General features: G+C 68.5%; 16 protein-coding genes. 7 read left to right on the top strand and 9 right to left on the bottom strand.

Translation table 11 applies throughout. The features are described from left to right. Nucleotides 1-14: 14 nt before the first annotated feature. Nucleotides 15-1403: a 3-deoxy-D-manno-octulosonic acid transferase gene (locus tag ABL843_RS10080; protein ID WP_184636071.1), complete on the bottom strand. Its 1389-nt coding sequence runs from the start codon at nucleotides 1401-1403 to the stop codon at nucleotides 15-17. A gap of 163 nt (nucleotides 1404-1566) precedes the next feature. Next, the gene (locus ABL843_RS10075; RefSeq protein ID WP_418119760.1) at nucleotides 1567-2949 is read right to left on the bottom strand and encodes a phosphomannomutase/phosphoglucomutase; all 1383 of its coding nucleotides are present in this window, start codon (nucleotides 2947-2949) and stop codon (nucleotides 1567-1569) included. A 112-nt stretch (nucleotides 2950-3061) separates the two neighbouring features. Here ABL843_RS10075 and ABL843_RS10070 point away from each other — a divergent pair, with 112 nt between their 5' ends. The 3 genes from ABL843_RS10070 to ABL843_RS10060 are packed head-to-tail and all read left to right on the top strand — an operon-like array spanning nucleotide 3062 to nucleotide 6167. Continuing rightward, the gene (locus ABL843_RS10070) at nucleotides 3062-4663 is read left to right on the top strand and encodes a DNA-3-methyladenine glycosylase 2 family protein (RefSeq protein WP_418119759.1); all 1602 of its coding nucleotides are present in this window, start codon (nucleotides 3062-3064) and stop codon (nucleotides 4661-4663) included. A gap of 6 nt (nucleotides 4664-4669) precedes the next feature. Further along, nucleotides 4670-5167, top strand: coding sequence for a methylated-DNA--[protein]-cysteine S-methyltransferase (locus ABL843_RS10065; protein WP_126024083.1), 498 nt, complete (start codon nucleotides 4670-4672; stop codon nucleotides 5165-5167). Nucleotides 5168-5216: 49 nt separating this feature from the next. Beyond that, nucleotides 5217-6167, top strand: coding sequence for a DMT family transporter (locus tag ABL843_RS10060; RefSeq protein ID WP_184636065.1), 951 nt, complete (start codon nucleotides 5217-5219; stop codon nucleotides 6165-6167). Between the two features lie 18 nt (nucleotides 6168-6185). Here the strand turns inward: ABL843_RS10060 and ABL843_RS10055 are convergent, their stop codons facing one another. Continuing rightward, the gene (locus tag ABL843_RS10055) at nucleotides 6186-6857 is read right to left on the bottom strand and encodes a DUF1345 domain-containing protein (protein ID WP_369658862.1); all 672 of its coding nucleotides are present in this window, start codon (nucleotides 6855-6857) and stop codon (nucleotides 6186-6188) included. 325 nt (nucleotides 6858-7182) lie between these two features. Here ABL843_RS10055 and ABL843_RS10050 point away from each other — a divergent pair, with 325 nt between their 5' ends. Continuing rightward, nucleotides 7183-7947, top strand: a complete 765-nt coding sequence (locus tag ABL843_RS10050; protein WP_260319235.1) for a hypothetical protein — start codon at nucleotides 7183-7185, stop codon at nucleotides 7945-7947. Between the two features lie 114 nt (nucleotides 7948-8061). After that, on the top strand, nucleotides 8062-9675 hold the full coding sequence (locus tag ABL843_RS10045) for a class I adenylate-forming enzyme family protein (RefSeq protein WP_418119758.1): 1614 nt from the start codon (nucleotides 8062-8064) through the stop codon (nucleotides 9673-9675). Here the strand turns inward: ABL843_RS10045 and ABL843_RS10040 are convergent. From ABL843_RS10040 to ABL843_RS10030, 3 genes are read right to left on the bottom strand one after another with little or no spacing between them, the layout of a single operon-like run. Next, nucleotides 9657-11210, bottom strand: coding sequence for an acyl-CoA synthetase (locus ABL843_RS10040; RefSeq protein WP_418119757.1), 1554 nt, complete (start codon nucleotides 11208-11210; stop codon nucleotides 9657-9659). The two genes, ABL843_RS10045 and ABL843_RS10040, sit on opposite strands and share 19 nt — an antisense overlap. Nucleotides 11211-11215: 5 nt before the next feature. Beyond that, nucleotides 11216-12352 carry a DUF5938 domain-containing protein gene (locus ABL843_RS10035; RefSeq protein ID WP_418119756.1) on the bottom strand — a complete coding sequence of 379 codons (1137 nt, stop codon included), beginning with the start codon at nucleotides 12350-12352 and terminating at the stop codon, nucleotides 11216-11218. Nucleotides 12353-12387: 35 nt separating this feature from the next. Beyond that, a complete protein-coding gene (locus ABL843_RS10030) occupies nucleotides 12388-13191 on the bottom strand; it encodes an SDR family NAD(P)-dependent oxidoreductase (RefSeq protein WP_418119755.1) in 804 nt (267 codons plus the stop codon). A 240-nt stretch (nucleotides 13192-13431) separates the two neighbouring features. Here ABL843_RS10030 and ABL843_RS10025 point away from each other — a divergent pair, with 240 nt between their 5' ends. Next, complete coding sequence (locus ABL843_RS10025; protein ID WP_206169545.1) at nucleotides 13432-14070, top strand: TetR/AcrR family transcriptional regulator; 639 nt, start codon at nucleotides 13432-13434, stop codon at nucleotides 14068-14070. A 40-nt stretch (nucleotides 14071-14110) separates the two neighbouring features. Here the strand turns inward: ABL843_RS10025 and ABL843_RS10020 are convergent, their stop codons facing one another. The 3 genes from ABL843_RS10020 to ABL843_RS10010 all read right to left on the bottom strand — a co-directional run bounded on the left by ABL843_RS10020 (nucleotide 14111) and on the right by ABL843_RS10010 (nucleotide 17910). Beyond that, nucleotides 14111-15073 carry a LysR substrate-binding domain-containing protein gene (locus tag ABL843_RS10020; protein ID WP_418119754.1) on the bottom strand — a complete coding sequence of 321 codons (963 nt, stop codon included), beginning with the start codon at nucleotides 15071-15073 and terminating at the stop codon, nucleotides 14111-14113. A 68-nt stretch (nucleotides 15074-15141) separates the two neighbouring features. After that, on the bottom strand, nucleotides 15142-16569 hold the full coding sequence (locus ABL843_RS10015) for an FAD-binding oxidoreductase (protein ID WP_418119753.1): 1428 nt from the start codon (nucleotides 16567-16569) through the stop codon (nucleotides 15142-15144). 24 nt (nucleotides 16570-16593) lie between these two features. Next, on the bottom strand, nucleotides 16594-17910 hold the full coding sequence (locus ABL843_RS10010) for an MFS transporter (protein ID WP_418119752.1): 1317 nt from the start codon (nucleotides 17908-17910) through the stop codon (nucleotides 16594-16596). A 433-nt stretch (nucleotides 17911-18343) separates the two neighbouring features. Between ABL843_RS10010 and ABL843_RS10005 the strand changes: the two genes are divergently transcribed. After that, on the top strand, nucleotides 18344-19963 hold the full coding sequence (locus ABL843_RS10005; protein ID WP_418119751.1) for an alpha-amylase family glycosyl hydrolase: 1620 nt from the start codon (nucleotides 18344-18346) through the stop codon (nucleotides 19961-19963). Nucleotides 19964-19966 lie beyond the last annotated feature (3 nt).

Below are 19966 nucleotides of genomic sequence, written 5' to 3'. Positions count from 1 at the left end.
TCAGCTCTTTTCGATCAATCGAGCGTAGGCTCGGCCCGCGCCGGTTCGCCGCCCTCTTCCACCGGCTCGCCCTTCGCCGTCACCGGCTGCGCAGCTTGCGCAATGGCCAGCACCGCGGCAGCCGTGCGCTCGGCCGCCCCGCGGTTCGACGAGGAGAACGCCAGCGCGGCCTGGGCCATGGTGGCGCGGCGCTCGGGGTTCTCGACCAGCTTCAAGGCGGCCGTCACGGCCTGCTCCATGCCCTCGACGCGCAGCGATGCGCCGGCAGCCAGCGAAAGCTGCGCCGCCTCGGCGAAATTGAAAGTCGACGGCCCCATGACCACCGGACAGCCGCAGGCCGCCGGCTCGATCAGGTTCTGCCCGCCCAGCGGCTCGAAGCTGCCGCCGAGCAGCGCCACGTCGGCAAGCCCGTAATAAAGCGCCATCTCGCCCAGTGAATCGCCGAGCCAGATCTCGGCCTCGGACGGCTGGCCCGCCGCGCTGCGGCGGGCCACCGCGAAGCCCTCGGCCTCGATCAGCGCCGCCACTTCGTCGAAGCGCTGCGGATGGCGCGGCACGATCATCCATTGCACGTCGTGCACGCGCTTGGAAATCGAGCGGATCGCGCCCTGCTCGGGCGGCACGGGCGAAGTCGCGCCGAAGCGCTTGAGCACTTCGAGCAGCATGCGCTCCTCGCCGTCGCGCGAACTCGCCAGCACCACCATCGGCTTGGGCAGGCGCTCGCGCAGCGAAGCGGCCGCTGTGAGCTGGCGCGCATCGGGCGTGGCATCGAACTTCACGTTGCCGTAGATGCCGGCGACCTTGGCGCCGAGCGACACCAGCCGGTGGGCATCGGCCTCGGTCTGCGCCCAGACGGCCGTGAGGGCCGAGTACGCGGGCCGCGCCAGCCAGGCAAGGCGCTCGGCGGCGGCCAGCGATTTCTCGTTGAGGCGCGCATTGGCCAGCACCAGCGGAATGCGGCGCTCGGCGCAGGCGGCCGTCATCTCGGGCCAGACCTCGGTTTCCATCAGCACGCCGATGCGCGGCTGGAAGCGGTCCAGGAAGCGCCCGACCGCGCCCGGCGTATCCCAGGGCTGCCAGACCTGCGTGTCGCCCGGCTCGAGCAGCTTGGCGCCCTCCTCCCGGCCGGTGGCGGTGCCGTGCGTGAGCAGGATAGGCACGCCCGGGTACTGCCGCCGCAGCTCGGCGATGAGGATGGCGGCCGCGCGCGTCTCGCCCAGCGAGACCGCGTGCACCCAGCACTGGGCCTGGCCGGTGGTGGCTTCGTCGTAGTAGCCGAAGCGCTCCTCCACGGCCACGCCATAGCCCGGCTCGGCCTGCGCGCGGCGCCGCAGCTTGCGGCGCACGAGCGGTTGCACGACGGTGGTGAAGACGCCGTAGAGGCGCAGCAGCAGGGAACGCACGATTCAGCGCCCCACTACACCGTTGCTGAACCCGTAGCGCGTGAAATTGCCGCGGCCTTTCACTCCAGGGATACCGTGGAACCGGCTTTGCCGGGCCACCGGTATCGCCCCCTGAAAGGGGGTTGGCGTAGCGACACGAAGTGCGCGAAGACTGGGGGTCATCCTAGTGCGCGGCCTCTGCCAATTTGGCGTCGGGCTTGGCGGTCTTCAGCAAAGCCAGCATCTCGGCTTCGATGCGCTTGAGCGCCGCATCGGTCTGCCCTTCGAAGCGCAGCACCAGCACGGGCGTGGTGTTCGATGCGCGGATCAGCCCGAAGCCATCGGGCCAGTCGACGCGCAGGCCGTCGATGGTCGAGACCTGGGCGGGCGCGGCAAAGGCAGCGCTCTTCACCAGCTTGTCGACCACCGCGTGCGGCTCGCCCTCGGCGCAGGCCACGTTCAGCTCGGGCGTGGAGAAGCTCGTGGGCAGCGCGTTGAGCACGGCATTGGCGTCCGGGCTCTTGCTCAGGATCTCCAGCAGGCGGCAGCCCGCATAGGTACCGTCGTCGAAGCCGAACCAGCGCTCCTTGAAGAAGATGTGGCCGCTCATCTCGCCGCCCAGGGGCGAGTCGATTTCCTTCATCTTCGCCTTGATGAGCGAGTGGCCGGTCTTGAAGATCATCGGCTTGCCGCCCGCGGCCTCGATGGCCGGGCCAAGGCGCTGCGAGCACTTCACGTCGTAGACGATGGTGCCGCCGGGCACGCGCGAGAGCACGTCCTGTGCAAACAGTTGCATCTGGCGGTCGGGGAAGATGTTCTGGCCGTCCTTGGTGACGATGCCCAGGCGGTCGCCGTCGCCGTCGAAGGCCAGGCCCAGTTCTGCGTCGCCGGTGGCCAGCGCCGCGATCAGGTCCTTCAGGTTCTCGGGCTTGCTCGGGTCGGGGTGGTGGTTGGGGAAGTTGCCGTCGACCTCGCTGAAGAGCTCGGTCACCTCGCAGCCCAGGGCGCGGAAGATGGCCGGGGCTGAGGCGCCGGCGATGCCGTTGCCGGAATCGACCACGATCTTCATCGGCCGCGCCAGCTTGATGTCGCCCGCAATGCGCTTGATGTATGCATCGGTCACGTCGACCTTGCGCACGCTGCCACCCGGGGCGAGCTGGGCAGAGCCGGCTTCCATGGTCCTGCGCAGGGCCTGGATCTCGTCGCCGTAGATCGCGCGGCCGGCAAGCACCATCTTGAAGCCGTTGTAGTCCTTGGGGTTGTGGCTGCCGGTGACCTGGATGCCGCTGGTGCACAGCGTGTGGGCCGCGAAGTACAGCATCGGCGTGGTGACCGCGCCCACGTCGATGACCTCGATGCCCGTGGCCACCAGGCCCTTGATCAGCGCCTCGGCCAGCGCCGGGCCCGACAGGCGACCATCGCGCCCCACGGCCACCGACTTCTCTCCCGCCGCGCGGGCCGCGCTGCCAAAGGCCCTGCCGAGCGCTTGCGCCACCTCCGCATCGAGAGTGACCGGCACGACGCCGCGGATGTCATAGGCCTTGAAGATCGACGCGCTGAGCTGCATGGAGAGGCGTTTCCCTGATGGTTTTGCAAACCGGGCATTGTAGGCAAGGGCCCGGCTGGCCACATGTCCGGAAACGGCCAGTTGAAACGAGTCGAAACCGTATCATTTCTCCATGCCTGCCAACCACCATTCCACCGAAGCGCTCGAGAGCGACGCCTGCTACCTGGCGATGAAGACGCATGACGCGCGCTTCGACGGGTCGTTCTTCACCGCGGTGACATCCACCGGCATCTATTGCCGCCCGGTCTGCCGCGTGAAACTGCCGCGGCGCGAGAACTGCCGGTTCTTCCGCCATGCGGCACAGGCCGAGGCCGCGGGCTTCCGTCCCTGCCTGCGCTGCCGGCCCGAATTGGCACCGCGCGCGGCCAGCTGGTCGACCGAAGACGCCTCGCGCATCCTCGCGCTGCAGGCGGCACGGCTGATCGACGAGCCAGACGCCTGGTCGGAAGACGGCCCCGGCGCCGCGCAGATCGCCGCACGCCTGGGCGTGAGCGACCGCCACCTGCGGCGCATCTTCGAGTCGCAGTTCGGCGTCTCGCCCCTTCAATACCTGCAGACGCGCCGCCTGCTGGCCGCCAAGCAGCTCATCGCCGACACGCGCCTGCCGATGACGCAGGTCGCGCTGGCCAGCGGCTTCGCCAGCGTGCGGCGCTTCAACGCGGCCTTCCTGGAGCACTACGGCCTGAATCCGAGCGCACTGCGGCGCGCCGGGGGCGACGCGGATGGCAGCGGTAGCAGCCAGGGCAAGGCCATCGAGGTCCGGCTGGGCTTCCGCCCGCCCTACGACGCCAACGCGATGCTGGGCTTCTTCGCGCGGCGCGCGCTGCGCGGCGTGGAGCTCGTCTCCACGGCCGACGGCAAGGAGCCCGCCAAGGGCAGCACGCCCGAGTACGTAAAGCTGATCCGCACCCTGCGCATCCAGCAGGGCGGTCAGGCCCACGCCGGTTGGCTGCAGCTGCGCTTCGACCTGGAACGCGAGCAGATGCTGCTGTCGGTCAGCGACTCGCTGGCCGCCGTGTTGCCCATCGTCATCAGCCGCGCCCGTGCCCTGTTCGACCTCGACGCGGAACCGATGGCGATCAACGCGGCACTGCACGCGGCCTTTCCGCACGGCGACGGACTGCGCGTGCCAGGCGCGGTCGACGGCTTCGAACTCGCGGTGCGCGCGGTGCTGGGCCAGCAGATCACTGTGGCCGCGGCACGCACGCTGGGCTCGCGGCTGGTCGAGGCCTTCGGCGAGCCGCTGGCCACGCCCGTCGAAGGGCTGAACAGGCTCTTTCCAACCCCGGCCGCCATCGCTGCCGCGAGCGGCGACGAACTGGGCCGCCTCGGCATCGTGCGGCAGCGGCAGACGGCGCTGCAGGCCATCGCGCGCGAAGTCGCTTCCGGCAAGCTGGCGCTGCACGCGGGGGCCGACGTGCCTTCCACCATCGCCGCGCTGCAGGAACTGCCCGGCATCGGCGCCTGGACAGCGCAGTACATCGCGATGCGCGCACTGCGCTGGCCCGACGCCTTTCCGGCCGGCGACGTCGCGCTGCAGAAGGCGCTGGGCGTGACCACCGCGCGCGCCGCCAGCGAAGCCTCGCAGGCCTGGCGGCCCTGGCGCAGCTACGCGGTGCTGCGAGCCTGGCATGCGCCCGGTGCGGCCCCTTCTCCTGTTCCGGCGAACGACGCCGGTTCTCCCCTTGTTGCAACGGCAGGCGTCGCAGCCTGAAGCGTCATGAAGTTCAAGAGCAAAGTCATCTACACCTCGCACATCGACACGCCGCTGGGCGGCATCACGATGGCCGCCACCGACAAGGGCCTGGCCGGCGTCTGGTTCGACCAGCAGCGCCACTGGCCCGACACCAGCGGCTGGGTCGCGAAGGAAGACCACCCCGCGCTGGTCGAGGCGGCCGCGCAGCTGCGCGACTACTTCGCCGGCAAGCGCGAGAGCTTCGACATGAAGCTCGACCTCTCGCACGGCACCGCCTTCCAGCAGAGCGTGTGGCAGCAGCTGCTGGCCATTCCGGCCGGCGCCACCACGAGCTATGGCGCGCTGAGCGTCAACGTGGGCAACCCGGCCGCGGTGCGCGCGGTGGGCGCGGCCGTTGGGCGCAACCCGATCAGCGTGATCGTGCCCTGCCACCGCGTGCTCGGCTCCGACGGCTCGCTGACCGGTTACGCTGGCGGGCTCGAACGCAAGACGGCATTGCTGCAGCTCGAAAAGGCGATCTGAGCAATCCGGGCGCATAGCAAGAGAAAGAAAGAGATCGATCAGAGGACGCATGACCACAACGAAGAACAACATCGCCGCTGCCACTCCCGCCAAGCCCCTCGCACCCACCGCCTGGCTCATCGACCTGGTGCTGCTGGGCGCGCTGTGGGGCGCCTCCTTTCTCTTCATGCGCATCGGCGCCGCCGAGTTCGGCGCTCTGCCGACGGCCGCGGTGCGGGTGGCGATCGCCGCGCTGTTCCTGCTGCCCATCGCGCTGCTGCGCGGACAGGGGCCGTCGCTGGCGAAGCACTGGAAGGCCAGCCTGCTGGTCGGCGTCTTCAACTCGGGCATGCCGTTCGCGCTCTTCTGCTTCGCGCTGTTGACCATCAACACCGGCCTTGCGGCGGTGCTCAATGCCACAACGCCGATGTTCGGCGCGCTCGTGGCCTGGGCCTGGTTCCGCGAGCGTCCGGCGAACTGGCGGCTGGTGGGGCTGGCGATCGGCTTCGCGGGCGTGGCGATGCTGGCGAGCCGCAACGCGGGCCTGCATTCCGGCGCCAGCGGCAATGCGGCTCTCTTCGCGGTGCTGGCCTGCCTGGGCGCGTGCCTTTGCTACGGCATCTCGGCCAGCGCCACGCGGGCCTACCTGGGCGGCGTGCCCGCGCTGACCACGGCCACCGGCAGCCAGATCGGCGCCACCGCATTCCTCGCCCTGCCCGCCATCTGGCTCTGGCCCGCGCAGATGCCCAGCCTGCGCGCGTGGCTCGCGCTGCTGGCACTGGGCATCGCCTGTACCGGTGTGGCCTACATCCTGTTCTTCCGACTGATCGAGCGCGCCGGCCCGGCCCGCGCGCTGACGGTGACCTTCCTGGTGCCGGTGTTCGCGCTGTTCTATGGCGCGGTCTTCCTGGGCGAGAGCATCACGCAGTGGATGCTGATCTGCGCGGTGGTGATCGTCTGCGGCGTGGCGCTGTCGACCGGCATCGTCAAGCCCGGCTGGCCACGCAAGGCCGCGGCCTGAACGGGCATCGCGAGGCGCCTAGACGGCGCCCGCGACCACGTTCACCGAGAGCGCCAGCACCAGCATGTTGAAGGCGAAGGCCAGCACGCTGTGCAGCAGCGTGATGCGCCGCATCTCCTTGGAGGTCGCCTGCACGTCGGACACCTGCGAGGTCATGCCGATCACGTACGAGAAATAGAGAAAGTCGAAGTAGTCCGGCGCGTCGGGCGCATCGCCCTTGCCCGGAAAGTCGAGGCCGCCGTCGGGCGTGCCGTCGCGCTGGTCGATGTAGTAGCGGTGCGCGTAGTGGAAGGCGTAGATCGTGTGCATCGTCAGCCACGAGCCCGCCAGCGCCACCAGGCCCAGCGCGATGTGCGCCGCCCGCTCCAGGCCGCTCAGCCCCTTCACCTGCTGCAGCAGCATGGCGATGGCCACCACGCTCATCGCCACGACCACCAGCATCGACACCAGGATCACCACGTTGGGCTGGTCCAGCGACTGCGCCCGCTCGCGCGTGCGCCTCGCGTCGAAGGTACTGGCCAGCCACCAGGACAGCACCTGGTACACGCCCACGGCCGCGCACCAGCCGGCCAGCCCGCGAGCCATGCCGCTCATCGGCACCGGCATCAGCGCGGCGACGACGGCGCAGCCCGCGGCCGCACCGTAGAGAAGACGTTGGGGGCCGGTGGTGGTGGAAAGGTGTCTGCGCATGACGGCACTGTAGCGCCCGCCAAGGCGCGCAACGGCCGTCGCGGCGTAGAGGAATTCCTACAACCACTGCGGCATTCCGCGCATCCGCGGGACGCGCGCGCGCCACTACTGTCGTCGCTGCCGTCCAAGGGAGCCCCGCCCGGAGCACGCCAGCGTCACCTGAAGTCACGACAGCGCGCCCGCGGCATTCATTCATTTCCGGTCCTCCGGGCCATCAAGGATCCGCTTCATGCCGCTCTTCACGCCGCTGCATCGCCGCACTCGTTCCCGCGATCGTTTCCTGCTCTCCAGCCTCATTCACCAGCCCGCGCTGCTCGGTGCCGGCATGCTGCTGGCTGCCGTGCCGGCCTTCGCCGACCCCTCGCCCGCGCTGGACCGCTTCAGCCTCTCGGTCGGCGGCTTCAGCGCCGATCCGAAGCTCGACGCCTCCTTCGGCACGGCCTACGGCGCCCTGCAGACGGGCGACGTCAAGCCCGGCCGCGTCACCATGCCGCGCATCTCGGCCGACCTGCTGCTGGGCGACAGCCAGGGCATCTCCTTCGACTACTACCGCTACAAGCGCGACTATTCGGGCGGCATCGACAGCACCACCTCACTGGGCCCCTTCGGCACGCTCAACACCTTCGGCAACGCCAACATCAGCACCAAGCTCGACTTCGCCAAGCTCTCGTACAAGTGGTGGATCGGCTCGGGCAACACCGTATTCGGCCTCGGTGCCGGCGCGGCCTACTACCGGGCGACGCTGGGCACCACCGCGCTGGCCTCGGTGAACGGCCAGATCGGCACGCTCAGCGAAAGCTCCAGCGGGAGCACCGTGGCGCCGCTGCTCGAGATCGGCGTGCGGCACGCCATCACGCCCGACCTGCGGCTCTTCGCCGACGCCTCCGGCGTGTGGAAGAGCAGCGGACGCTTCCACGGCAACATCTACAACGCCTCGGCGGGCGTGGAATGGTTCCCCGTGAAGAACATCGGCGTGGTGCTGGCCTATGGCGTGACGAACATCGACCTGACGCGCGAGAACGACTTCGCGGAGTCGCGCCTGAAGGTCAAGCTGCAAGGGCCATCGGCCTTCCTCAAGGCGCGCTTCTAGCAGCCTCTGCGGCCGCCTGCGGGGCGGTAGCCAGTCTTCGCAAGACGCGGCGCGGGATGCGGCCTTAGGCTGCGCGCATCCCCGACGCATCATCGAAGAACGGAGACGAAGAGCATGCCCGCAGCCGCCCCCGGCCCTGTGCCGTCGCAGTTCCATTCACGCATCTCGCGCATCGCACTGGGCGACGTGGTCCATCGCAGCGCACGCCGCTTCGGCGCGCGCACCGCGCTGATCGAAGGCGAGCACCGCATCACCTACAGCGAACTCGACGCCGCATCGAACCGCTTCGCGCACCACCTGCTGGGGCTGGGCCTCGCGGGCGGCGAACGCGTGGGCATGCTGTGCAACAACTCGATCCAGATGGTGGTCGCCATGCTGGGCATCCAGAAGGCGGGCCTCGTGTGGGTGCCGATCAACACCGCGCTGGCCGTGGATGCCATCGGCTACATCCTCGGCCATGCCGGAGTGCGCCACATGGTGATCGACACGGCGCTGCACGCGCGGCCCGAATTGCGCGAGCTGCTGGCCGAGAAAGGCGTGGCGCCCATCCTCTGCGTGCTCGACGGCGACGCGCCGCCCGCCGGCGTGCCCACGGTGCCGCAGACCATTGCGCAAGGCCCGGCGACGCTGCCCGAGGTGCCCATCGACAGCACGCAGCTCGCGCTCATCATGTACACCAGCGGCACCACCGGCCGGCAGAAGGGCGTGATGCATTCGCACGCCTCGGTGCATTCGGTGCTGCTGAGCAACATGGTCGAATGGGGCAGCAGCCCCGAGCGCGCCGATGTTTGGAGCAGCGTGCTGCCGCTCTTCCACTGCGGCCAGCACACGGTGCTGATGTCGGCGCTGGCGGTGGGCGGCTCGCTGGTGGCGCTGCGCGGCTTCGACCCTGGCGCGGTGCTCGCGGCCATCGAACGGCATCGCATCACGGTGATGGTCGGCCTGCCGATGATGTACGGCGCGCTGCTCGCGCACCCGCAGCGCACCGCGCGGGACATCTCGAGCCTGCGGCTTTGCGTGTACGCGATGGCGCCGATGTCGCGCACGCTGCTGCTGCGCCTGCTCGACGAGTTCTGCCCGAACTTCGCCCTCGTCTCGGGCCAGACCGAGATGTACCCAGGCGCCACCATCTTCGAAGCGCACGAGCAGCGCAGGCGCTTCGGCTCCTACTGGGGCGTGGGCACGCTGGTGAACGAGGTCGCCGTGATGGGCGACGAGGGCGAGCTGCTGGGGCCCGGGCAGGTCGGCGAGATCGTCTTTCGCGGCCCCAACGTGATGCTCGGCTACTACAACGACCCCGAGGCCACGGCGAACGCGCAGCGCTTCGGCTGGCACCACTCGGGCGACTTGGGCAAGCTCGACGCCGATGGGCAGCTGATCTTTCTCGACCGGCTCAAGGACATGGTCAAGTCGGGCGGCGAGAACGTGCCCTCGATCAAGGTCGAGGAGGTGCTGCTGCGGCACCCCGCCGTGCTCAACGCGGCGGTGGTGGGCCTGCCGCACGAGCGCTGGGGCGAGGCCATCACCGCTTTCGTCACGCGCAGGCCCGATGCGCCGGCGGACTTCGACGAGGACGTGCTCACCGCGCACTGCAAGGAGCACCTGGGCGGCTTCGAGGTGCCGAAGAAGATCGTCTTCCTGCCGGCGCTGCCGATGACATCGACCGGCAAGATCCAGAAGTTCGAGCTGCGCCGTGCGCACCACGACCACTACGAGCGCGGCGGCTGATCCGCGCGCTGCAGCAGCGTCGCGCGCACCTCCTTCTTCAGCACCTTGCCCACCCTGGAACGCGGCAGGTCGAGCCACACCTCGATCTGCTTGGGCGCCTTCACGCTGCCGATGCGAGACTTGACGAAGGCCTTGACGTCCTCGACATCCACCTGCCTGCCGTCGTGCAGCTGCAGCACGGCCACCACGCGCTCGCCCCACTTCTCGTCGGGCAGGCCGACCACCGCGCTGTCCTGCACGTCGGGGTGCTGCAGCAGAGCCTGCTCGACCTCCGCCGAATAGACGTTGAAACCGCCGGAGATGATCATGTCCTTGGCGCGGTCGACGATGTAGAGAAAGCCGTCTGCATCGAGGTAGCCGATGTCGCCAGTGTGGTGCCAGCCGTGGCGCGAAGCCTCTTCGGTGGCGCCCGGATTCTTGTAGTAGCCGAGCATCACCAGCGAGCCGCGCACCACGATCTCGCCGCTTTCGCCGGTGGGCAGCAACTTGCCTTCGCCGTTCATTACGGCGACCTGCACCAGCGGCCCCGGCCGGCCGGCCGACGCGAGGCGTTGGCGCGCGACGGTGCCGTCGGCGTTGAAGTGCTCGCGCGGCGACATCATCGAGATCATCATCGGCGCCTCGGTCTGGCCGAAGAGCTGGGCCATGACGGGGCCGATCTTCTGCAGCGCCTCTTCGAGCCGCGCGCAAGACATGGGCGCCGCGCCGTACCAGAAGCACTGCAGCGAATCGAGCCGGGCCTGCTCGAGCCGAGGATGCTGCAGCAGCATGTAGATCAGCGTGGGCGGCAGGAAGGTGTGGGTGACGCCATGCGCCTCGACGAGGCCGAGGAATTCGGCCAGATCGGGCCTGGGCATGATGACCACTTGCCCACCCAGGGCCATGATCGGCAGGCAAAGCACGCCGGCCGCGTGCGTGAGTGGCGCGAGCGCGAGGTAGACGGGCCGGCCCTCGAAGGGATAGCCCATCAGCGTCAGCGCGGACATCGCTTCCAGGTTGCGCCCCGAGAGCATCACGCCCTTGGGCTGGCCGGTGGTGCCGCCGGTGCCGGCGATCATCGCGACGTCATCGGGCGGCGCGATGTCGAGCGGCGAATCGTCCAGGCCTTCGAGCCAGTCGTCCATGGAAGGGGCGAAAGGCAGCCGCTGGTCGAGGCACACGAGCGCGCGCAGCTTGGGCAGCTGCGAACGCATCTGCTCGACCATGGGCGCGTAGTTGCCGTGGAAGACCAGGCAGGCGCAGTCGAAGGCGTCAAGCACGAAGGCGTTCTCGCTCGCCTCGTTTCGCGGATTGATCGGGCACCACACGCAGCCCGCGCGCGAGATGCCGAACACCGTGGCGAATGCGGTGGCGTCGTTGCTCGAGAGCACGGCCACCTTGTCTCCGGGCTCGATGCCGGCGCGCTGCAGGCCGCGCGCCACGCGCCAGCTGATGCGCCGCACTTCGCCGTAGCCGAGGTCCTTGCCGGCCATGCTGAGGCACGGCGCGTGGGCGCCCAGCTGGGCGCCCTTGTCGAGATAGTCGACGAGGCGCATGGAAGTCAGCCCATCCGGGTGAGCACAGGCTCCTGCACCAGTCCGAAGCCGCGCAACGCCCCCAGCAGCTCGCGGTGCCCGAAGGCCTGGCAACCCGATGCGAAGCCTGCGCGCCGCGGCGGCTGCTGCAGCAGCGAGGCCGCCGCATAGGCCTGCAGCAGGCCGGTCTGCTTGTAGTTGCAGTTGCCGAAGATCACGCAGTGCACGCGACCCAGCGGCCCGGAGGCATGCACCGAGTCGACGGACTTGTTGATGCGCGGGTTCTCGCGCGGGGGCATGGTGTTCATCACGCCCGAAGCGGTCTGGGCCAGCGCGGCATAGCGGTCGTCGTCGTTCATGCCCTCGGTGGCCTTGAGCGCGGCGGCCACGATCTGCGGCACGCCCTGCATCAGCGCCTTGTTGAAGACCCCGCCGAGCACCTTCACGTTGGCCACGCGCGGATCGCGCCTGAACCACACCGGATGCGAGGTGCCTCCCCAGGGCAGCGCAAGCGCCGCCTCGTGCTGGCCGGGAATGGACAGGTGGTAGAGGCCCGCGTCGGGCTGCCACTCGACGTACTCGTTCTGCTCCAGGTAGAAGGCCTTGGAGGTGGCGGCATTCACCAGGATGGTCTGGGTGGATGCGATGGTCGGGCTGCCTCCCCAGAACACGGCGATGTCGAGGGTGTCGAGGCCGGGCGTCTCCAGGCAGATCTGCGCCGCGATCTCGCCGGTGGTGTACATGTGGGCGAGGCCCGGCGAGAGCAGCAGCCCCGCGGCGGCAAAGCGCGCGCCGTATTTCTGGTCGAGCGTGATGAGCCAGTCCTGCTCGCCGGTGGTGTCGGTGTAGTGGCAGCCGGCGGCGAGGCAGGCGTCGACGACCTCAGGGCCGAACCGGGCGAAGGGGCCGACCGTGTTGAGCACGACCGAGGCACCGGTGAAGAGCTCGGTGAACGCCTCGACCGAGTGCGCCACTTCCACCACCTCGTAGCTTGCGGTCTCGATGCCGGGCACGTTGGCCTTCATCGCCGCCTCCACCTTCTGCGCGCTGCGGCCCGCGGCGATGAAGGGGATGTTGTATTCGCGCAGGTATTCGCATACCAGCCGGCCGGTGTAACCGGAAGCGCCGTAGACGACGACGGGTTTCTTCTTGCTGTTGCTCATGTTGTGTCTCCTTCCTGATTGCTTGCCTGCGTGACTTACATGCCCATGCCGCCATCCACCGCGATGCCGGCACCGGTGATGAACCGGGCCGCGTCGGAGCAGAGGAAGACCACCACGTCGGCCATGTCGCCGACTTCGCCGAGACGGCCCAGCGGCGTCTGGCCGACCACGTCGCCCACGGCCGCCTCGACGCTGGGCGCAAGGCCGGCGGCGACGATGTCCTGGGCGAGTTTCATGCCCATCTCGGTGGGCACGAGCCCCGGGTAGATGCAGTTCACGCGCACGCCGTAGCCCAGCTTGCCGGACTCCATGGCCGCCACGCGCGTCGCGCGGTCGACGGCAGACTTGGTGGCGGAGTAGCCGGAGATGGCGGGGAATGCGATGGTGGCGGCGACCGACGCGATGTTGACCACCGCCCCGCCCTTGCCCGCGCTGCCGCCGGGACGCATCGCGCGGAACGCGTGCTTCATGCCGAGCAGGGTGCCGGCCACGTTCACGTCGAGCATGCGGCGCAGGTCGTCGCCGTCGACGTCGACCACCAGCGAGGTGATCTCGATGCCTGCGTTGTTGACGAGGATGTCGAAGCCGCCGAGCTCCTTCACCGTGGTCTCGGCGGCCGAGGCCCAGTCGCCGTCCTTCGTGACGTCGAGCGGGACGAAGCCCACCTTGGCCCCGGAGGAAGCGAGCCTGGAGGCGGTTTCCCGCCCCAGGTCGGCGAGCACGTCGCCGATCATCACGGACGCGCCGGCGGTGGCCAGCGTCTCGGCGATGCTCGCGCCGATGCCGCGCGCACCACCCGTCACGAGCGCACGGCGCCCCTTCAAGTCGAACTTGGCCATCACTTGTCTCCTGTGGATATGTTGTGAGATGGAGCGGCCATCCTAGAAATCGACTTTACGACTGTCAAGATTTTTCTAGTCACTCGTCAAGTTTTTCTAGAATGGCATCCGTGGCAAGCCGGATGCGGGTTCTCCCGCTTGCGTGCTATGTTCTGCAATCACGAGGAACACAGGGTCGGCATCCACGCGGCCCGGCTTTCAATGACGACACATCAACGGGTAAAGAAACACGCTGAACGAGTGCCCAAGGCGCGGGTCGACAAGTTCTCCGAGCGCCGAGCCGAGCTGGGCGAAGCCGCGCTGACCACACTGGCGGCACTGGGCTATGCGCGTACGAGCCTGCGCGAGATCGCGCAGAACTCCGAGTTCTCGCACGGCGTTCTGCACTACTACTTCAGCGACAAGGTCGACCTGATCATCTGCAGCGTGAAGCAGTACAAGGCCCGCTGCGTCACGCGCTACGACCATGCGGTGGAAAGCGCCACCACCTACGACGAACTGATGGCCGGCTTCCTCAAGAGCCTGGGCGACACGCTCTGCGACGAAGGCCACGTGCACCGCCTCTGGTACGACCTGCGCTCGCAGGCCCTTTTCGAGGAAGCCTTCCGCACCGACGTCGTGCAGATCGACAAGAGCCTGGAAGACATGATCTGGCGCATCATGAGCCGCTTCGCCGAGCTTTCCGGCGAGCAGCCCGGCATGTCGCCATCAGCCACCTATGCGCTGTTCGACGGGCTCTTCCAGCAGGCATTGCTGAAGCACATGTCCGGCGACACGAAGGCCGTCGAGAACATGCAGGCCGATGTGCGCCAGGCCATCATGCGCCTCTTCACCCCTGCGGCAAAGGCCGCGCCCGCGGCCCGCAAGCGCCGCGCCTGAAGCGAAGGGCTGGCCCAGTTCGCGGCCCCACTTCGCGGCCCTACTTCGCGGCGCTCTTCACCGGCGCGAGCGCACGCGCGCCGGCCCACTGCCCGCTCTCGCACAGGTCGCGCACCACGTCGCCGATCAGCGTGCACACCGCGCGCTTGGCGTTCGTGGTCGGCAGGTGCACCGAAACGCACAGCCCCAGCGTGCGATGCATCGAGGGCGAATCGATGCGGTGCGCCACGAGGCGCCCCTCCTGCACCTCGCGCTGCGCAAGTCCGAACGGCATGATCGTCGGCCCCAGCCCCGCCTCCACCGCCGCCTTCAGCGTATAGACGGAGTTGATCTCCGCCGCCACCCGCGCAGCCGGATGGCCCGCCTGCTCCAGCACCGTGTCGACGAGCCATCGGGTGCAGTGCCCGTGGGCATGGGCCGGCCACACCAGCGGCCGCGCGGTGGCCTGCGCGATGCTCACGTCACCAGGCGGCAGCGCATGCGGGCTCTGGGGCGAGTCGAGGAAAACGAAGTCTTCCTCCACCAGCGGAAAGAAGCGGATGTCCTCCTCGGGCATGGTGGGCGAGAACATCGCCACGTCGACCCGGCCGCGCAGCAACTGGTCGGCCATGTTGCCGGTGAGTTCCTCGTTCAGATGCAGCACCACGTCGGGATAGCGCCGCGCAGCAGCGCGCATCAGCGGCAGCGCGATCATCGGCGACACGCTCTGCGGCAGCGCCGCCACCACCGATCCCGCCACGGACTCGGCCGCGACGTGCACCGCGGCCTTCGCGTCGCGCACCTGCTTGGTGATGCCCTGCGCGTATTCGTAGAAGACCTTGCCGGCCTCGGTCATCGCAACGCCGTTGCGGCTGCGCAGAAGCAGTTGCGTGCCGAGTTCGGATTCGAGCTCGGCCATCTGCTTGCTCAGGGCCGACTGCGCGATGAAGAGTTGCTGCGCGGCGCGCGAGAGGCTGCCGCAATCCACGATGGCAACGAAGTACTTGAACTGGCGCAACTCCATCAGGGGGCCTCCGGCCGCTCGCCGCGAGGTGCGGGCAAGGCCGGAAATTCTAGATCGCACACCCGCGCTCAGCCCTGGGACAGGGCGACGACCTTCCCGGGGTTGAAGATGTCATGCGGGTCCAGCGCTTTCTTCACTGCACGCATCAGCGCCACAGTGTGCTCGCCATGCTCCTCGACCAGGTACCTCATCTTGTGCAGCCCCACGCCATGCTCTCCGGTCGAAGTCCCGCCGTGGCGCAATGCGCGCTGCACCAGCCGATGGCTGAAGGCCTCGGCGGCATCGTTCTGCGCCGCATTTCCCGGGTCCACCAGCACCAGGCAATGGAAGTTGCCGTCGCCGACATGGCCCAGCACCGGCACCAGCAGCCCGTGTTCAGCGATGTCGGCCTGCGTCTCCTCGATGCATTGCGCGAGCGCGGAAAGCGGCACGCAGGCATCCGTGCTCAGGCTGCGGCAGCCTGCCTTCAGCTGCAGGCATGCGAAGTAGGCGTGATGGCGCGGCGTCCACAGGCGCGAGCGTTCCTCGGGCGGCTTCGCCCACTGGAAAGCGCCGCCGCCATGACCGCTCGCGATCTCGCGCACGATGCCCGCCTGCTCGTCGATCTGCGCCTGACTGCCGCCGAACTCCAGGAACAGTGTCGGATGCTCGCCGAGCGCGGTACGGCTGTGCGCGTTCACGGCGCGGATGGTCAGTGCGTCCAGCAGTTCGGCGCGCGCCAGCGGCACACCCATCTGGATCGCCTCGATGACGCAGTCGACCACCGCTCGCACCGATGGGAAGTGCACCACTGCGGCAGCGTACGTCTCGGGATGCGGATGCAGCCGCACGGTGACTTCGGTGATCAGCCCCAGCGTGCCCTCGGATCCGCAATACAGCTGCGTGAGGTTGTAGCCCGCCGAACTCTTGCGAGCCCGCGAGGCGGTGCGCACGACCTCTGCGTCGGCCGTGACCACCGTGAGGCTCACGAGGTTGTCTCGCATGGTGCCGTAGCGGACGGTGTTGGTGCCTGAAGCCGCCGTTGCGACCATGCCGCCGATGGACGCATCGGCGCCGGGATCGACCGAGAAGAAGAAACCCGTGCCCTGCAGCGCCGCGTTCAACTGCCCCCGCGTGACGCCCGCCTCCACCGTGGCCGTGAGGTCGCCGGGCCTGATCGCAAGCACCTTGTTCATCTGGGAGAAGTCGACGCACACGCCGCCCGCCACCGCCAGCAGATGCCCTTCGACCGACGAGCCCACACCGAAGCCTATGACCGGCACCCGCTCCTTCGCGCAGGCTCGCACCACGAAAGCCGCTTCTTCCGTGCTGCGCACATACACCACCGCATCGGGCGGCCGGGGCGGATAGATCGACTCGTCCGTACCATGCTGCAGCAGCACGCTCTTGCTGGTGGAGAAGCGCTCGGCGAACCTGCTCTCCAGCAGGGCGAGCAGCTCGGGCGATGGCGAACGCCGTGTGTTCGAGCGCACGGGAATGTTCACGATGGAGTCCATGGATGTCTCCTGGCCAGGTACCGATCAGCGCTTCGGCGAGGTGGCGCCCCGCCCGACGAACAGCACCAGCACGGCGCCGATCACCAGCAGCGCCGCGAGCATGTGCAGCCCCGCATCGGTGCTCTGCGTTGCATCCTTGATGAGCCCGATCAGGTACGGCGCGCTGAAGCCCGAGAGATTGCCGAAGGAGTTGATGAGCGCGATGCCCGCGGCCGCCGCCGCACCGCCGAGGAAGGCCGTGGGCATGCCCCAGAAGACCGGGAAGGTCGACATGATGCCCATCGTCGCCAGCGTGAGCCCGGCCATCGCGAGCGTCACGTCGCCGTGGGAGGCCACGCTCAGCACCAGCCCGATCGCGCCGACCACCGCGCCGGTCGCACTGTGCCAGCGGTACTCGAGGTGGCGGTCCGCGCTGCGGGCCATGAAATACATCGCGATCACGCCGAATGTCCATGGAATGGCGCTGAGCAGGCCGATGTCGAGCGCCCCTTTGACACCCGCCGCCTTGATGATGCTGGGCAGCCAGAACGAGATGCCGTACAGCCCCGAGGTGTAGGCGAAGTACACCAGAGCCAGCAGCCACACGCGGCCGTTGCCCAGCACGCCGGCGACGCGCGGCTCGGACTTGCCCGCGGCCTCGGCGGCGATGTCGCGGGCGATGAGTTCGCGCTCGGCCGGCGTGAGCCAGCGCGCGTCCTTCACGCGGTCGTCGAGGTAGCGCCACACGATCAAGCCAAGCGCCACCGTCGGCAGCCCCTGCAGCAGGAACAGCCACTGCCAGCCCGCCCATCCGTTCACGCCGCCCATGCCCTGCAGGATCCAGCCCGAGAACGGCCCACCGAGAATGCCCGCGAACGGGATCGCCGCGAGGAACAGCGAGGTCGCCTTGCCGCGCCGCGCGGCCGGATACCAGTAGGTGAGGTAAAGAATGATGCCGGGGAAGAAGCCCGCCTCGGCCGCTCCGAGCAGGAAGCGGATCACGTAGAACGACAGCGGCGAACCCACGAACATGGTGCCCGCCGAGAGCAGGCCCCAGGTGATCATGATGCGCGCAATCCAGCGGCGCGCACCCACGCGGTGCAGCACCACATTGCTCGGCACCTCGAACAGGAAGTAGCCGATGAAGAAGATGCCCGCGCCCAGCCCGTAGACCGCGTCGCTGAGCCGCAGGTCGCCCTGCATCTGCAGCTTGGCGAATCCGACGTTCACGCGGTCGAGGTACGCCACGATGTAGCAGAGGAACAGCAGCGGTATCAGCCGCCATCCGACCTTGCGGTAGACGGCATCGGAGGTGCTGTCGAAGCGGCCCTCGCAGGGCTGCGCGATGGTGCTGGTGCTCATGGGGTGCGTCGCTTTCCTTCGCCTGGTTCGGCTGCAGGCGATGGTCGCGTCCACACCCCGCCTCGCCGTTGCGGGTTTCCACGCAAGATTCATATGGATTGAAGATCGGCGTATCTCGCGTCGAGATGCGCAATGCAGGTGCGTTCACGAAGACGGTGCGCGACGCGCCGGGACAGTGTTCCAGCAGAAAGTTGTTCCACCAGTCTGTGGAAATCTTTGTGGATAACGCAGGGACAACATCGGCGTTGCCAGCATCCGTGCGGGCCGTCGCCAGAGTGCCTGTATTCGAGGCAACCGCCTCTTGACTTTTTCCGCCGACAGGCTCGGCAAAGACGCGGCAACTTGGATATCTGGAGATTCCGGCGCTCCCGGGAATGCCCGGCGCGCTTTCTGGAGACAATGGCCCGATCGACGCCTGGGCAAGGGAATCACGATGTCAGCTGACGACTGGTGGAAGTACGGAATCGTCTATCAGGTCTACCCGCGTTCGTTCCAGGACAGCAACGGCGACGGCATCGGAGATATCGACGGCATACGCGCCCGGCTCGACCATCTGGTCGCGCTCGGCGTCGACGCCGTCTGGATATCGCCGATCTATCCCTCGCCGATGGCCGACTTCGGCTACGACATCTCCGACTTCTGCGACATCGATCCGCGCTTCGGCACGCTGGACGACTTCGATGCGCTGGTGCGGGAGGCTCATGCGAAGGGCCTCAGGCTCATCCTGGACTTCGTGCCCAACCACACCTCGGACCGTCATCCATGGTTCGTGCACAGCCGCAGGGCGCGCACCGATGCGCGGCGCGACTGGTACATCTGGCGCGATCCGGCGCCCGACGGCGGGCCGCCCAACAACTGGCTCGGCAATTTCGGCGGCCCGGCGTGGAGCTTCGACGAGGCCACCGGCCAGTATTACGCCCATTCGTTCCTGAAGGAGCAGCCCGATCTCAACTGGCGCAACCCCGAGGTGCGCGCCGCGATGTACGAGGTGCTGCGCTTCTGGCTGCGGCGAGGCGTCGACGGATTCCGCGTCGACGTGCTCTCGCAGATCGTCAAGGACGCGCAGTTCCGCGACAACCCGCCGAACCCCGATTTCGTCGAGGGCCAGGACCCCTTCCTGCGCCTGACGATGCTCTACAACACCGACCTGCCGGAGGTGCAGCCCATCGTGGCCGAGATGCGCCGCGTGGTCGACGAGTTCAGCGACGCGCGCTCGTCGCGCGTGCTGATCGGCGAGCTCTACCTGCCGCTCGCGCGCCTGGTCGCCTACTACGGCCTCAACGCCCGGGGCGTGCTCGAAGGCGTGCAGCTGCCCTTCAACTTCCAGCTGATCGCGACCGAATGGCAGGCCGCGCTCATCGACCGGCTGGTGCGCGACTACGAAGCCGCCCTGCCCCCCGGCGCCGCGCCGAACTGGGTGCTGGGCAACCACGACAGGGCGCGCATCGCCAGCCGCGTCGGCCCGCGGATGGCGCGGCTCGCGGCCATGCTGCTGCTCACGCTGCGCGGTACGCCCACGCTCTATTACGGCGACGAGATCGGCATGACGGACGTTCCCATTCCCGCCGACGAAGTCCAGGACCCGTTCGAGAAGAACAAGCCCGGCATGGGCCTGGGCCGCGACCCGGAGAGAACGCCGATGCAGTGGAGCGCAGCCCCGCACGCCGGCTTCACGACGGGCAGCCCCTGGCTGCGCCTGGCATCCGACTGGCGCACGTGCAACGTCGAGGCGCAGTCGCGCGACGCCGGGTCCATGCTGGCGCTCTACCGGCGTCTGATCGCGCTGCGCCGCGCGCAGCCCGCGCTGCACCGGGGCAGCTACGAAGCGCTCGAAGCCGGGAGCGAGGTGCTCGCCTATGCGCGCGAGAGCGACGGGCAGCGGCTGGTGGTTGTTCTGAACTTCGGCGGCACTCCGGCGCCTGTGCAGCCGTCGCTGCTGCCGCGGCAGCCGGTCGTGCTGGCATCGACCGATCCCGCGCGCGCCGGATCGATCGAAAAGCCGCTGGTGCTGGCGCCCTGCGAAGGCGTCGTGATCGGCACCGGGCAAGCTTAGTGA

It is taken from the genome of Variovorax sp. 350MFTsu5.1 (assembly GCF_048302515.1).
GTDB classification, from domain to species: Bacteria; Pseudomonadota; Gammaproteobacteria; order Burkholderiales; family Burkholderiaceae_C; genus Variovorax; species Variovorax guangxiensis.
This window is presented reverse-complemented; position numbering and strand designations above follow the sequence as displayed.

What these genes read in the sequence shown, in the direction of transcription:
- ABL843_RS10075 (WP_418119760.1), bottom strand. Translation starts at nt 2,949, where the DNA reads ATGCAGCTCAGCGCGTCGATCTTCAAGGCCTATGACATCCGCGGCGTC.
- ABL843_RS10070 (WP_418119759.1), top strand. Translation starts at nt 3,062, where the DNA reads ATGCCTGCCAACCACCATTCCACCGAAGCGCTCGAGAGCGACGCCTGC.
- ABL843_RS10065 (WP_126024083.1), top strand. Translation starts at nt 4,670, where the DNA reads ATGAAGTTCAAGAGCAAAGTCATCTACACCTCGCACATCGACACGCCG.
- ABL843_RS10060 (WP_184636065.1), top strand. Translation starts at nt 5,217, where the DNA reads ATGACCACAACGAAGAACAACATCGCCGCTGCCACTCCCGCCAAGCCC.
- ABL843_RS10055 (WP_369658862.1), bottom strand. Translation starts at nt 6,857, where the DNA reads ATGCGCAGACACCTTTCCACCACCACCGGCCCCCAACGTCTTCTCTAC.
- ABL843_RS10050 (WP_260319235.1), top strand. Translation starts at nt 7,183, where the DNA reads ATGCTGCTGGCTGCCGTGCCGGCCTTCGCCGACCCCTCGCCCGCGCTG.
- ABL843_RS10045 (WP_418119758.1), top strand. Translation starts at nt 8,062, where the DNA reads ATGCCCGCAGCCGCCCCCGGCCCTGTGCCGTCGCAGTTCCATTCACGC.
- ABL843_RS10040 (WP_418119757.1), bottom strand. Translation starts at nt 11,210, where the DNA reads ATGCGCCTCGTCGACTATCTCGACAAGGGCGCCCAGCTGGGCGCCCAC.
- ABL843_RS10035 (WP_418119756.1), bottom strand. Translation starts at nt 12,352, where the DNA reads ATGAGCAACAGCAAGAAGAAACCCGTCGTCGTCTACGGCGCTTCCGGT.
- ABL843_RS10030 (WP_418119755.1), bottom strand. Translation starts at nt 13,191, where the DNA reads ATGGCCAAGTTCGACTTGAAGGGGCGCCGTGCGCTCGTGACGGGTGGT.
- ABL843_RS10020 (WP_418119754.1), bottom strand. Translation starts at nt 15,073, where the DNA reads ATGGAGTTGCGCCAGTTCAAGTACTTCGTTGCCATCGTGGATTGCGGC.
- ABL843_RS10015 (WP_418119753.1), bottom strand. Translation starts at nt 16,569, where the DNA reads ATGGACTCCATCGTGAACATTCCCGTGCGCTCGAACACACGGCGTTCG.
- ABL843_RS10010 (WP_418119752.1), bottom strand. Translation starts at nt 17,910, where the DNA reads ATGAGCACCAGCACCATCGCGCAGCCCTGCGAGGGCCGCTTCGACAGC.
- ABL843_RS10005 (WP_418119751.1), top strand. Translation starts at nt 18,344, where the DNA reads ATGTCAGCTGACGACTGGTGGAAGTACGGAATCGTCTATCAGGTCTAC.